Below are 12,663 nucleotides of genomic sequence, written 5' to 3'. Positions count from 1 at the left end.
GGGTACCGGCCCGCGTCGGGCCACCCGGTTCCAGCCGGGCGGCCAGGGCCTGTCGCCGAGGCGGCAGGCCCCGAACCGTCAGACGGCGAGGCAGAGGTACTTGATCACGACGTAGTCGTCGATGCCGTAGTGCGAGCCTTCGCGGCCGAGGCCCGACTGCTTGACGCCGCCGAACGGCGCGACTTCGTTCGAGATCAGGCCCGTGTTCACGCCGACCATCCCGTATTCGAGCGCTTCGGCCAGCTTCCACACGCGGCCGATGTCGCGGCTGTAGAAGTACGCGGCGAGGCCGAACTCGGTGTCGTTCGCGAGGCGGATCACTTCGTCGTCGCTGCCGAACCTGAACAGCGGCGCGAGCGGCCCGAACGTCTCTTCCTTCGCGACCTTCATCGCCGGCGTGACGCCCGTCAGCACGGTCGGCTCGAAGAAGCCGTGGCCGAGCGCGTGGCGCTTGCCGCCCGTCACGACGGTCGCGCCCTTCGCGAGCGCGTCCTCGATGTGCGCCTCGACCTTCAGCACGGCCGCCTCGTTGATCAGCGGGCCCTGCGTGACGCCCGGCTCCGTGCCGCGGCCGACCTTCAACTGGCCGACGGCCGCCGCGAGCTTCTGCGCGAACTGGTCGTACACGGCTTCATGCACGTAGAAGCGGTTCGTGCACACGCACGTCTGCCCGCTGTTGCGGTACTTCGACGCGATCGCGCCCTGCACGGCCGCATCGAGATCGGCATCGTCGAACACGATGAACGGCGCGTTGCCGCCGAGCTCCAGCGACACCTTCTTGACCGTCGCCGCGCATTGCGACATCAGCAGGCGGCCGACCGGCGTCGAGCCCGTGAACGACAGCTTGCGCACGATCGGGTTCGACGTCAGTTCGCCGCCGATCGCCTTCGGGTCGCCCGTGACGACGCTGAACACGCCGGCCGGCACACCCGCGCGCTCGGCCAGCACGGCCATCGCGAGCGCCGAGAACGGCGTCGCTTCGGCCGGCTTCACGACGATCGGGCAGCCTGCCGCGAGCGCCGGGCCGACCTTGCGGGTGATCATCGCCGCCGGGAAGTTCCACGGCGTGATCGCCGCGCACACGCCGATCGCTTCCTTCGTCACGACGATGCGCTTGTCGCTCGCCGGCGTCGGGATCGTGTCGCCGTACACGCGCTTGCCTTCTTCCGCGAACCACTCGAGGAACGACGCCGCGTAGCCGATCTCGCCCTTCGCTTCGGCCAGCGACTTGCCCTGCTCGGTCGTCAGGATCAGCGCGAGGTCGTCGGCGTTTTCCATCATCAGGTCGTGCCACTTGCGCAGGATCGCCGCGCGTTCCTTCGCGGTCTTCTTGCGCCACGCCGGCCAGGCGGCGTTCGCGGCTTCGATCGCGTGACGGGTCTCGGCCGCGCCCATCGCCGGCACGGTGCCGAGCAGGCCGCCGGTGGCCGGGTTGCGGACGTCGAACGACTCGCCGTTCGACGCGCGTTGCCATTCGCCGTTGATGTACGCCTGCTGGCGGAACAGCGACGGATCTTTCAGTGCCAGGGTTTCCTGAACGGTGCTCATATGAATCGCCTGCTATGAAAAGGACGGATGAAAACGGCCGCCGCCGTCGTGACGACGGCGGCGGCGCATTCAGTTGAAGCGGACGGGCACTCAGGCCGGCACGCCAACCGTTTCCTTCAGCACTTCCTCGAGGATCGCGAGCGCTTCGTCGAACACGGCTTGCGGGATCGTCAGCGGGAACAGGAAGCGCACGACGTTCGAGTACACGCCGCACACGAGCAGCAGCAGGCCGCGCTCGAGCGCACGCGCCTGCACGCGCTTCGTGAATTCGGCATCCGGCTCGCCCGAACCCGGCTTCAGGAACTCGACCGCGATCATCGCGCCCGGGCCGCGCACGTCGGCGATCTGCGGCACGTCGGCCTGCAGCGCATTCAGCTTCGCCTTCAGCACGTCGCCGAGCTGCGTCGCGCGCTCGCACAGCTTTTCTTCGTCGATGATCTCGAGCACCGCGTGCGCCGATGCGACGGCCAGCGGGTTGCCCGCGTAGGTGCCGCCGAGGCCGCCGGGCGCGGCCGCGTCCATCACGTCCGCACGGCCGACGACGCCCGACAGCGGCATGCCGCCCGCGAGGCTCTTCGCCATCGTGATCAGGTCGGCCAGCACGTCGTAGTGCTGCATCGCGAACAGCTTGCCGGTACGCGCGAAGCCCGTCTGCACTTCGTCGGCGATCAGCAGGATGCCGTGTTCGTTACAGATCTTGCGCAGCGCGCGCACGAATTCGGCCGGCGCCGGGTTGAAGCCGCCTTCGCCCTGGACCGGTTCGAAGATGATCGCGGCGACGCGCTTCGGATCGATGTCGGCCTTGAACAGCATTTCGATCGCCTTGATCGAGTCGGCCGTCGTCACGCCGTGCACGGCGTTCGGGTACGGCGCGTGGAACACGTCGCCCGGGAACGGGCCGAAGTTCAGCTTGTACGGCGCGACCTTGCCGGTCAGCGCCATGCCCATCATCGTGCGGCCGTGGAAACCGCCGGAGAACGCGATCACGCCCGGACGGCCGGTTGCCGCACGCGCGATCTTGATCGCGTTCTCGACGGCTTCGGCGCCGGTCGTGAAGAACGCCGTCTTCTTCGGGAAGTCGCCCGGCGCGCGCTCGTTGATCTTCTCCGCCAGCTCGACGTACGACGCGTACGGGACGATCTGGTAGGCGGTGTGCGTGAAGCTGTTCAGCTGATCCGCGATCGCCTTGACGATCTTCGGGTGGCGGTGGCCGGTGTTCAGCACCGCGATGCCGGCGGCGAAATCGATGAAGCGGCGGCCTTCGACGTCCCACAGCTCCGCGTTCTCGGCGCGGGCTGCGTAGAAATCGCACATCACGCCGACGCCGCGCGGGGTGGCGGCGTTCTTGCGGGCCTGCAGGTCGGCATTCTTCACGGTCATCTCCTTGATGTTCTGTCCGGTGAGGTAGAAATCGGCCGCGTTGGCAGCCCATGGAGGCGACTATAATCACATTTGGCTCTGGCAATCAGAGCCATTTCAATAAATATTCAGGAGCCAATCATGCGCGCAAGCGTGTTGTCGGACTGGCTGGCGCAGCGCCTCGTGCGCGGCGGCGCGCAGCCGATCTACCGGCAGCTGCATCGCCTGCTGCAACAGGCGATCCTGTCGCGCGAACTGCCGGCCGGCACGCGCGTGCCGTCGTCGCGGCTGCTGGCCGCCGAGCTCGGGATCGCGCGCAACACGGTCACGCAGGTTTACGAGCAGCTTGCGCTCGAAGGCTATGTGAACTCGGCCACGGGCCGCGGCACGTTCGTCGCCGACAGCGCGCCGGACGAGATCGTCGGCGCACCGTCCGACGCGGCGGCCGGCCCGGCCGTCGCGACGCCGTCCGCGCGGCGGCTGTCCGCGCGCGGCACGCGGCTCGTCGAAGGGGCCGGCGTGTCGAAGCGCCAGGGCGGTGCGTTCATGCCGGGCGTGCCCGATGTGTCGCGCTTTCCGGCGCGGGTGTGGACGCGGCTGCATAACAAGTACTGGCGGCGCCTGCGCCCGGACCTGCTGACCTACGCGCCCGGCGGCGGGCTCGCGCTGCTGCGCGAGGCGCTGGCCGACTACCTGCGCACGTCGCGCTCGGTGCGCTGCACGCCGGAGCAGATCGTGATCACGACCGGCATCCACCAGTCGATCGACCTCGCGGTGCGCCTGCTGACCGACCCGGGCGACGCGATCTGGACCGAAGATCCGTGCTACTGGGGCGTGCGCAGCGTGCTGAACGTGTCGGGGCTGACCACGCGGCCGATTCCGGTCGACGACGAAGGCATCGCGCCGTCGGCCGCCGATCTGGCCGAGCCGCCGAAGCTGATGCTCGTCACGCCGTCGCACCAGTATCCGCTCGGGATGGTGATGAGCCTCGCGCGGCGGCGCATGCTGCTCGAATACGCGCGCCAGCACGGGTGCTGGATCATCGAGGACGACTACGACAGCGAATTCCGCTACGGCAGCCGGCCGCTCGCGTCGCTGCAGGGCCTCGACACGGCCGGGCAGGTGATCTACGTCGGCAGTTTCGGCAAGACGCTGTTCCCGGGGCTGCGGGTCGGTTACCTCGTCGCGCCGGAGCCGCTCGCGGAGAGTTTCGCGACCGCGAGCGCCGAGCTGTATCGCGAAGGGCAGTTGCTGCAGCAGGCGGTGCTCGCCGAATTCATCGCGGAAGGGCATTTCGTGTCGCATATCCGCAAGATGCGCACGCTGTACGGGCAGCGCCGCGAGGTGTTGCTCGACGCGGTCGCGCGCCGCTACGGCGATACGCTGCACGCGCTCGGCAGCGATGCGGGGCTGCATCTGGTCACGCAATTGCCGGCGGGCGTCGACGATCGCGGGGTCGCGCAGGCGGCGCTCGAGCGCAACATCGTCGTGCGGCCGCTGTCCGGGTATTACGCGGATCGCTCGCGCGCCGCATCGGGATTGCTGCTCGGCTATGCGTGCGTGCCGGAAGACGAGATCGGGACCGCGTTCGCGACGCTCGCCGAGGCGATCGACGAGCGGGCGTTCGGCGGGGCCGTTGCGCTGGCTTGACGCGGGCGCATGGCCATATCGACTCGTCGCGAATCCGTCAAAGGCGATCGAAGCGCGATTCTCTGCGCAACGTGGACTGCGTATCGGGCGCGCTCGCGCGGAATTGTCGATAATAGAACGTTGTTATTCACCGGATGCCGACGATGACCGAAGCCACCCAAGCCCAGCCTGCCGTTCCGCGCCTCACGAGCCTGTCGCACGGGGGCGGCTGCGGCTGCAAGATCGCGCCGGGCGTGCTGTCCGAGCTGCTCAAGCGCGCGACGCCGCCCGCGCTGTTCCCCGATCTGCTGGTCGGCACCGAAACGTCCGACGACGCGGCCGTCTACCGGCTCAACGACGAGCAGGCGATCGTCGCCACCACCGATTTCTTCATGCCGATCGTCGACGATCCGTTCGACTTCGGCCGTATCGCGGCCACCAATGCGTTGTCCGACGTCTATGCGATGGGCGGCAAGCCGATCCTCGCGCTCGCGCTGGTCGGCATGCCGATCAACGTGCTGCCGCACGAGACGATCGCGGCCGTGCTGCGCGGCGGCGAGTCGGTGTGCGCGGATGCCGGCATTCCGGTCGCGGGCGGCCATTCGATCGATTCGGTCGAGCCGATCTACGGGCTCGCGGCGATCGGCGTCGTGCATCCGTCGCGCGTGAAGCGCAACGCGGCCGCGCGCGCGGGCGACGTGCTCGTGCTCGGCAAGCCGCTCGGCGTCGGCGTGCTGTCGGCCGCGCTGAAGAAGAACCAGCTCGATGCCGACGGTTACGCGCAGATGGTTGCGACCACCACCAAGCTCAACCGGCCGGGCGCCGAACTCGCCGCGCTGCCGGGCGTCCATGCGCTGACCGACGTCACGGGCTTCGGGCTGCTCGGCCATACGCTCGAACTGGCGCGCGGCGCGAATCTCACCGCGCGCGTGCACTATGCGTCGCTGCCGTGGCTTGCGGGCGTCGAGACGTTCGTTGCCGACGGCGTGTTCACCGGCGCGTCGGGCCGCAACTGGGCCGCGTACGGCACTGACGTGCGGCTCGCCGACGGGCTGCCGCCCGTCGCGCAGGCGCTGCTGACCGATCCGCAGACGTCGGGCGGGTTGCTGGTCGCGTGTGCGCCGGAAGCGGTCGACGACGTGCTCGCCTGCTTCCGCGCCGACGGTTTCGACCGCGCGGCCGTGATCGGCGAGATGGTGGACGGGCCGGCACGCGTCGACGTCGCCTGACGCAGTTTTTCACGCTGGCGTGCCGTCGGTCGATAGAATCGATGCCTTCCGTTGAAGGTCTCGACGACCGATGAACGACTTCCTGTTCGGGCTCGTGATCGCGCTGTCGGTCGGGCCCGTCGCGCTGATGATCGCGAACTACGGCATGCGCGCCGGCACCGCGACCGGCGTGCGCGCGGCGATCGGCGTGGCCGCTGCCGACGGCTGCTATGCGGTCGTCGCGTTTACGATCGGTGCGATGCTCGCGAGCACGCTCGCGTCGCATCTGCCGCTGTTCCGCGTCGTCGGTGCGCTCGTGTTGCTCGCGATGGGTGCGCGGATGCTGTGGCAGTCGCTGCGCGACCGGCGCCGCACGCTCGATGGCGACGTACCGACGCCGCCGGGCGATCGCCCGTTCATGTCGATGTTCTTCGTCACGCTCGCGAACCCGCTGACCATCCTGCTGTTCTACGGCTATGCGACCGCTGCCGCCGGGGCGCACCGACACTGGCTGGTCGGCGCCGCGTGCGTGTTTGCGGGCAGTCTCGCGGGGCAGCTCGTGTTCGCGTTCGGCGGCAGTGCGATCGGGCGCTTCGTGAAATCGCCGGGGTGGCTCGCCGCGAGCCATGTGGTCGCCGCACTCGTCGTGCTCGGTTATGGCGTCGCGGGACTGATGCGCGTGTAGTGCGGCGAGAAACGGTCGATGTCGCGAGTGACGGCGAACCAAATAGCATTCCTGATGTTTGCAACACCGCGCCGAACGCGCGATTTTCGGACACGCAACACGCATTCGTCCGCACGAAACACGGGCAGCCGTTTCGTAGTCGGGTTCCGCATCGCGCACGCCCGTTCTATACTCGTCGCGCAGTCTCCGACAGCCGTTCTCACCCAACATCATCGAAACAAGGAACGCCGATGCTGACTCGCTCCATCCTTTCCGCCGCTGCATTCTCGCTCGCCGCCTGTGCGACCGCGCCGTCGATCGCGCAGGACAACCAGGGCAACGATGCGGGCAACGCCGCATTCGCCGAGACCGGCTCGCATGGCCGCCCGGTCAAGGTCATGATCATCACGATGTTCGGCCCGGAAGGCCAGGCGTGGCTCGACCGGCTCGGCCCGTGGCGCGACATCACCGTGCCCGGCCTGTCGCCCGACTATCCGGCCGTCCACTGCAACAAGCAGGACGTATGCGTGGTGACGACCGGCATGGGCTATGCGAACGCGTCGGCGACGATCATGGCGCTCACGTTCTCGCAGCGCTTCGATCTGCGCCGCACGTATTTCCTGGTCTCGGGCATCGCGGGCGTCGACCCTGCACAGGGCACGGTCGGATCGGCCGCGTGGTCGAAATACCTCGTCGATTTCAGCCTGCAGTGGGAGCTCGATGCGCGCGAGATTCCGGCCGGGTGGAACACCGGCTTCCTCGGCATCAACACGAAGAGCCCGAACGACAAGCCGCCGCTCGACTATCGCACCGAAGTGTTCCAGCTCAACCCGCAGCTGACCGACGCCGCCTACGCGCTGTCGCGCAACGTCGTGCTCGCCGATAGCGCACAGGCGCAGGCCGCGCGCGCGAAGTTCACGTACGCGCCGGCGAACCGGCCGCCGACGGTGATCCAGTGCGATACGTCATCGGGCAACACGTGGTTCTCGGGCACGCTGATCGGCGAGCGCGCGCGCCAGTGGACCAAGATCCTGACGGACGGCAAGGGCACCTACTGCATGACCGCGCAGGAAGACAACGCGACGTTCGAAGCGCTCAAGCGCGCGGCGAGCGTGAAGCGGGTCGACCTGTCGCGCGTGGCCGTGCTGCGCACGGGGTCCGATTTCGACCGACCGTACGCGGGGCAGACGAGCGCCGACAACCTGCTGAACTACGCGGATCAAGGCGGCTTCGCGCCGGCGACCGAAAACCTGTATCGCGCGGGTAATCCGCTGGTGCAGGACATCGTCACGCACTGGGGCGAATGGCGTGATGGGGTGCCGCGCCGCTAAGCTGATGGCAAGACGCGCGGGCTAATCGGAGCCTGCGCGTAGAGTCGGGCTCCGGGCGATTGACGATCGCCCGGAGCAATCTTCACGGCTGCGGCGCTGCGAGCTTGAGTTCGATTCGTGTGTATTCGGGCCCCAACAACTTGATGGTCCCCGTCTGACCTTGCTCGTCCGTCATGCCGACATACTGCATTGCGCTGGTGCTGATCCGATAGCAGATGTGCGCCAGCGGCTTCTTGCGGTCATTTCTCAGAAACAGGGTTTGATTTCGCGTGCGTTCGGTCCAGCGTTCAGTCGTCACGAACCGCGCGGGTGTCGGTTCCCGGCTGTCGCCGCACGTAAATCGAGCGGAGTCGGCCCGGGGCCCCGGCGTGCGCGGTGTCAGCGCATAGCTGACTACGCCCGATGTACGCGGGGAGTTGCAGAGGCTCTGACATCCGGCTGGCGGGCATTTGGGAGCGAACTGAACCCATAGCTGTTTCGCGTCGTCGCGATCGAGCTTGCCGTTCGTGCGCGAGATGATTCGCTCGCTGACGTAGACGTCGTCGGGAGCCATGCCGAGTTGCACAAGAAAGGACTTCATCTGCGTGCCGCGTTGGCGAGCCAGTTGCATGGGCCGGTTTTCCCAATCGTAGGCCGCCGCGTCGACCGATGCCATCGTGCCTTCGAGCGTCCACTCCTTGGCGGTCAGGTAGTGTCTGACGACGGAGAGCCTGTCGGCGTTGCTGATTTCGATTGAGTTCAGCGGCAATTGCATGCTGTCGGTCAGCATGATCTTGCACGCATCGGCCTGTATCGGAAGGGTGAGGAGGGCGATCAGTATCGCGAAGAAGGCTCGTCGCATGAATTTCCCCGATCTACCGCGCCAGAATGAACCACGCGATGTTGTCCGCATTGTTGATGGCTCTATCCGGGTGACGTCTTGCAAACTGGACACACGCGGCGCGCCCGTACGCCCCGGAATGATCATGTGCGTTGAATGTGTCCGCGAGGTGCGCGCATTCGTGCACGATCGTCAGTTGCTGCGACGAGAGATTACCGGCCGATCGCTCGGGTAGTGAGCAAAAAGGGAGATTGATGGCGATGATATGGGCGGACGTGTCCGTGCGACAGACGTGCGCGGCTTCCGCGTCACGATGACTCATGTTCGGCAGGCATCCTGTGGCGCGATCGGCCTCGGAATCGATGCGGACAAAGTTCCGTGGGCCGAGCGCGCCCATCACGCTGGCAAGGGCGCCCAGTCCTCGAATCAGCGTGCGCGTCGTATCGACACGCGCTGAACCGAACCATTCGATGACCCGCGCTTCAATGGCGGGACTCCATCGCATCAAATCCCGGCGGCGCTGCTCGGTGATCGCCACCGCTTCGCCTCGCAATTCGAGCATCCGCCTCTTGAACGTCGAATCGCTCATGTTCGGACATATCGGCGGTCCGTCGAGCGATACGCTGAATTCTTGTGGTGCTGTCATCGGTACGCTCCATATGGGCATCGTTGAGGGTGCTGATGCTAGACATATGAAGTCGACGAGCCATGCGTCAAATTGCAGGTGGCGAGGTGAGCGAGTGTGGGGAAATGTGAATAGACGGTGCGTCAGGCTCCTGTTTCTTTCGGAGAAGAATGATCGTCGGCAAGTTCAACCGGTATGAGGGCGGCGATCCGGGCTGTCCGGACATACGATTTGCATTCACCGGATCCCGAAGGATCGCGGCGAACGCGATCTGACAGACGAATCTGTCCGTGTCAATTGATGTGTCGAGCGTGCGGCCGACTCAGCTGGACGAATTTTCCTCGGGTAACGTCACGAATCGTGTCACTTCGACGTGCGCTCAATGACGATATCCATTGCCTGTCGGCCCCCCGGCGACCGAAAACCTGTATCGCGCGGGCAATCCGCTGGTGCAGGACATCGTCACGCACTGGGGCGAATGGCGCGATGGGGCGCCGCGCCGCTGATCGCCGCAGGACGGTGTCAGCGACGCGTCGACGCGAACCTTAATGCGATTGCGGCCCGGAACGGAACGGCGTCCACACCGGCGTGGTGTCGTCCCAGTGATCGAGCGGCGAAGGAAGTTGGTCGTTCATCATGTGCTCCTGCAACTAACTGGCTCATCAAATCGTCGATAAGATCGTTCGAGACGCCGCGCACGGGGCAACCCGCTGCGCGGCGCCGCGCGTTTACCGGCCCCCGCCGGCGAGCTGGTTGCCTTCCGGGATCGGGCGATACGGGCCTTGCGCGAGTTCGAGCCCCTGCGGATACGAAGTCGCCTTGCGCAGGTACGCGAGCGTGCCGTCCTTGCGCGCTTGCTCGACTTCCGCGCTCACTTCGGCGCGCGTACGCGGGCCATTGTGTTGCGCGTACCACGACGCGTTGGCGTAGTCGCCGGCGTGCGGGGTGCCCGAATCGGCGAACGCCGGTGCGGAGACGGCGAGCGCGAGCGCGAGGGCCGAGAGAAGATGGCGGCGGTTCATGGCGTAACTCCTAGAGATGTCGGAGCTGGCGCCGAGCGCTGACTCCGGTCCCGCCAGGCGGGATCTGTTCGATGCGCAACGAGGTGCGCGACAGGGTTTACTCTAGGTATCCGTTCCGTCGCGATAAATGCGGCAGACGCGAATTGAATTGTCGTGTCAGTGGAACAATCGCCATCCGCACGGTCGACAGGGTTATGCGCAAACGGCCGGCAGCCCCGTGGCATGGGCTTCGCGCGGGTGCGGCGACGACGCGCGACGACGCACGTGGCCGATTGCCGCGGGCGACGCAAAGGTTTACTGCCGTTTCAGGAAGGATCGAGGGCGCTGCGCTTGAAGGGCGTGCCGGCGCGGCGCCGAGGCGGGACGACGCGCGGGCGCCACGGCCCGCGCGCGTTGTTCAGAGGATTACGCAACCCACTCGTTGATCACCGGCGTATCGAGCACCGGCGCGCGCTCGGCCTCCTCGAACGTGCGCTTGCTGCACGTCGCGTCGAGGCTGCCCTTGCCGCTCAGCAGCGGGCAGCGGTCGAACACTTCTGCAATCCAGTCGACGAACACGCGCACCTTCGGCGACAGATGGCGGCTGTGCGGATACACGACCGAGATCGGCATGGGCAGCGGCTTGACGCCGGGCAGCACTTCCTTGAGCCGGCCTTCGCGCAGGTGCGGCAGCACCATGAACAGCGGCGGCTGGATCAGCCCGAAGCCCTCGATCCCGCACGTCACGTACGCGTCCGCGTCGTTCACCGACACGATGCCCTCCATCTTCATCTCGACTTCCTTGCCTTCGATCAGGAACGTCCAGTCGATCGTGCGGCCCGTGCGGCTCGAGAAGTAGTTGACGGCCTTGTGCTGGCTCAGGTCGTCGATCGTCTGCGGCTCGCCGTGGTGCTCGAGATAGTCGGGCGACGCGACCGTCACGCATTCGAACAGGCCGACGCGGCGCGCGACGAGCGACGAGTCCTGCAGCGCGCCGACGCGGATCACGCAGTCGACGCCCTCCTGCAGCAGGTCGACCGGCCGGTCGGACAGGCCGAGTTGCAGGTCGATGTCCGGATAGCGCGTATGGAATTCGCACAGCGACGGAATCACGAGCAGCCGCCCGATCGAGCCCGGCATGTCGATACGCAACTTTCCGTGCGGCTTCCGGTTGTTGGCCTGGAAGCTTGCTTCGGTTTCCTCGACGTCCGCGAGGATCCGCACGCATCGTTCGTAGTACGCGGCGCCGTCCGGCGTGAGCGACAGCCGGCGCGTGGTCCGGTGCATCAGCCGCACGCCGAGGAAGGCTTCGAGATTCTGGATGATCGTCGTGACGGACGCCCGCGGCAAGCCGAGCGTTTCTGCTGCCTTGGTGAAGCTGCTTGTATCGACGACGCGAGTAAATACCTGCATGGCCTGAAGCCGGTCCATCACAACCTCCGCAATCTAATGAGCCTCCTGAACGACAAGGCTGCGCTACCTCGTGGGTAAACGCAGCCTCGGATTGTTCGGGGGCGTTGAATTGTGTTGCCGGATTATAGGCATTTATCCCAATGTCTGCCGGACTCAGAATTCGTTCCATCTCGAAATGGACGCTGCATCGTCATGGACGCTTCTGAATTCAGCAAATTCCTGAAAGCCGCGCTGCCCGCGCAAGCCATAGCCGGCGCGGCGCTGACGGTTGCCGAAGTGGAAATTCCCGGCTACGCACAGGACATCGTGCTGCGCCTCTACCGCCGTCCGGACAAGACCGGGTTGCCAGTAGTGCTTTATTTCCACGGCGGTGGCTTCGTCCGCGGTTCGCTCGAAGACGCTGATTTCGCCGCGCGCTTTTTAGCAGAACGCTTACCAGCTCTCGTAGTGTCGGTCGATTATTCGCTCGCGCCGGCCTTTCCTTTTCCGGCCGCGCCGGAGGATGCGTATCGCGCCGCCGTGTGGGCCGCGACGCGCGCCCGCGCGTTTGGCGGCAACCCGAAGAAGATCGGCGTGGCGGGGCACGACGCGGGCGGCCAGCTCGCGAACTGCCTGGCCTTCATCGCCCGCGACCGCGGCGAGGTGTCGATCGCCGCGCAGGCGCTGTTCGGGCCGATGCTCGACCCGAGCATGACGCGCATCGGCGACGCCGAGCGCCTTGCGTCCGACATCACCGCGCGCGAATGCGCGGCCTGCTACCGCGCATATCTGCCGCAGGCGGCGCAGCGCATGCACCCGTACGCGGCGCCGATCGAATCGGTGCGCCTCGCGGGGCTGCCGCCGACGCTCGTCGTTACCGCGCAGAACGACGTGCTGCACGTCGAGGCGGAGAAATATGCGGGCTGCCTGATCTCGTCGGGCGTGCTCACGCAGGTGATCCGCTATCCGGACATCACGCACGCCGCGCTCGCCACGCACGAAGCCGCATTCGAGGAAGCCGTGCGCTTCTTCCAGTGCCGCTTCCAGGCGCGCCAGCCGAACCGTTCCGAATAACCAGAACCAATC

General features: G+C 66.6%; 11 protein-coding genes. 5 read left to right on the top strand and 6 right to left on the bottom strand.

The features are described from left to right. Positions 1–78: 78 nt before the first annotated feature. Both gabD and CFB81_RS26875 read right to left on the bottom strand, forming a co-directional pair. Positions 79–1,548: an NADP-dependent succinate-semialdehyde dehydrogenase gene (gene gabD, locus CFB81_RS26880; RefSeq protein ID WP_089437182.1), complete on the bottom strand. Its 1,470-nt coding sequence runs from the start codon at positions 1,546–1,548 to the stop codon at positions 79–81. A gap of 90 nt (positions 1,549–1,638) precedes the next feature. Then, the gene (locus CFB81_RS26875; RefSeq protein ID WP_179234954.1) at positions 1,639–2,928 is read right to left on the bottom strand and encodes a 4-aminobutyrate--2-oxoglutarate transaminase; all 1,290 of its coding nucleotides are present in this window, start codon (positions 2,926–2,928) and stop codon (positions 1,639–1,641) included. Positions 2,929–3,048: 120 nt separating this feature from the next. Between CFB81_RS26875 and CFB81_RS26870 the strand changes: the two genes are divergently transcribed. The 4 genes from CFB81_RS26870 (at position 3,049) to CFB81_RS26855 (ending at position 7,739) form a co-directional block, all read left to right on the top strand. Continuing rightward, the gene (locus CFB81_RS26870; RefSeq protein WP_089437181.1) at positions 3,049–4,557 is read left to right on the top strand and encodes a PLP-dependent aminotransferase family protein; all 1,509 of its coding nucleotides are present in this window, start codon (positions 3,049–3,051) and stop codon (positions 4,555–4,557) included. 143 nt (positions 4,558–4,700) lie between these two features. Beyond that, on the top strand, positions 4,701–5,765 hold the full coding sequence (gene selD, locus CFB81_RS26865) for a selenide, water dikinase SelD (protein ID WP_084044546.1): 1,065 nt from the start codon (positions 4,701–4,703) through the stop codon (positions 5,763–5,765). Between the two features lie 70 nt (positions 5,766–5,835). Continuing rightward, positions 5,836–6,429 (top strand): LysE family translocator, encoded by a 594-nt coding sequence (locus CFB81_RS26860; RefSeq protein ID WP_089437180.1) that lies wholly within the window; start codon positions 5,836–5,838, stop codon positions 6,427–6,429. A 230-nt stretch (positions 6,430–6,659) separates the two neighbouring features. Beyond that, positions 6,660–7,739: a purine nucleoside permease gene (locus CFB81_RS26855; RefSeq protein ID WP_069621527.1), complete on the top strand. Its 1,080-nt coding sequence runs from the start codon at positions 6,660–6,662 to the stop codon at positions 7,737–7,739. 82 nt (positions 7,740–7,821) lie between these two features. Here the strand turns inward: CFB81_RS26855 and CFB81_RS26850 are convergent, their stop codons facing one another. From CFB81_RS26850 to ceoR, 4 genes are all read right to left on the bottom strand, one after another. Next, on the bottom strand, positions 7,822–8,580 hold the full coding sequence (locus CFB81_RS26850) for a hypothetical protein (protein ID WP_089437179.1): 759 nt from the start codon (positions 8,578–8,580) through the stop codon (positions 7,822–7,824). A 13-nt stretch (positions 8,581–8,593) separates the two neighbouring features. Continuing rightward, complete coding sequence (locus CFB81_RS26845; RefSeq protein ID WP_256976342.1) at positions 8,594–9,205, bottom strand: M35 family metallo-endopeptidase; 612 nt, start codon at positions 9,203–9,205, stop codon at positions 8,594–8,596. A 707-nt stretch (positions 9,206–9,912) separates the two neighbouring features. After that, entirely contained in the window at positions 9,913–10,206 is a 294-nt protein-coding gene (locus CFB81_RS26840; protein ID WP_069621524.1) for a DUF4148 domain-containing protein, read from the bottom strand. A 405-nt stretch (positions 10,207–10,611) separates the two neighbouring features. After that, on the bottom strand, positions 10,612–11,616 hold the full coding sequence (gene ceoR / locus CFB81_RS26835; protein WP_069621523.1) for a putative multidrug efflux transcriptional regulator CeoR: 1,005 nt from the start codon (positions 11,614–11,616) through the stop codon (positions 10,612–10,614). 174 nt (positions 11,617–11,790) lie between these two features. On the opposite strand from ceoR, the gene CFB81_RS26830 reads away from it, so the two are divergent. Then, the gene (locus CFB81_RS26830; RefSeq protein ID WP_050017334.1) at positions 11,791–12,651 is read left to right on the top strand and encodes an alpha/beta hydrolase; all 861 of its coding nucleotides are present in this window, start codon (positions 11,791–11,793) and stop codon (positions 12,649–12,651) included. Positions 12,652–12,663 lie beyond the last annotated feature (12 nt).

It is taken from the genome of Burkholderia sp. AU28863 (assembly GCF_002223195.1).
In the GTDB taxonomy this organism is placed as follows: domain Bacteria; phylum Pseudomonadota; class Gammaproteobacteria; order Burkholderiales; family Burkholderiaceae; genus Burkholderia; species Burkholderia sola.
This window is presented reverse-complemented; position numbering and strand designations above follow the sequence as displayed.